The sequence below is a fragment of the Marinomonas colpomeniae genome, from assembly GCF_014803385.1.
GTDB classification, from domain to species: domain Bacteria; phylum Pseudomonadota; class Gammaproteobacteria; order Pseudomonadales; family Marinomonadaceae; genus Marinomonas; species Marinomonas colpomeniae.
In genome coordinates, this window is the sequence record NZ_JACYFC010000015.1 from 1 (window position 1) to 598 (window position 598).

Consider the following 598-nt stretch of genomic DNA (forward strand, 5'->3'; position numbering starts at 1 on the left):
CGTCCTTCATCGCCTCTGACTGCCAAGGCATCCACCGTGCACGCTTGGTCACTTGACCATATAACCCAAAATAGTTTCCTATTCAGAATCACATACCAAAGAGCTTTTGTACCTCTCTGGATTTACGATAATAGAAGTCACTAGGTTAAAGTGAACTTCCACCGGTTTAACACTTGATTTATCGTTATTTCAAATTCGAATTGTTAAAGAGCAAGTTTAGTGCAAAGCACTAAGTCAGAAATTGAATCACTGGATTCCCAGTTCAACGTCTTGCTTAGCACTCTCGCTAACTTTCAACACAGAATAAATAAGAAAAATGGTGGAGCTATGCGGGATCGAACCGCAGACCTCCTGCGTGCAAAGCAGGCGCTCTCCCAGCTGAGCTATAGCCCCATTTTTATCTTACTGGTATTTGGTGGGTCTGGGCCGATTTGAACGGCCGACCTCACCCTTATCAGGGGTGCGCTCTAACCAACTGAGCTACAGACCCAAATACTTTCTGTGCGTCTTATAAAGTAGATATCATCAGATAATTTGTGTGAACGCTCACCAGAGCTTCTATCGTTTAAGGAGGTGATCCAGCCCCAGGTTCCCCTAG

2 tRNA genes are annotated in these 598 nt (G+C 44.8%); both read right to left on the reverse strand.

Annotation, left to right across the window (positions count from 1 at the left end):
- Positions 1 to 317: 317 nt before the first annotated feature.
- Positions 318 to 393 (reverse strand) — tRNA-Ala (locus IF202_RS17310).
- Between the two features lie 20 nt (positions 394 to 413).
- Positions 414 to 490: transfer RNA gene (locus tag IF202_RS17315), tRNA-Ile, on the reverse strand.
- Positions 491 to 598 lie beyond the last annotated feature (108 nt).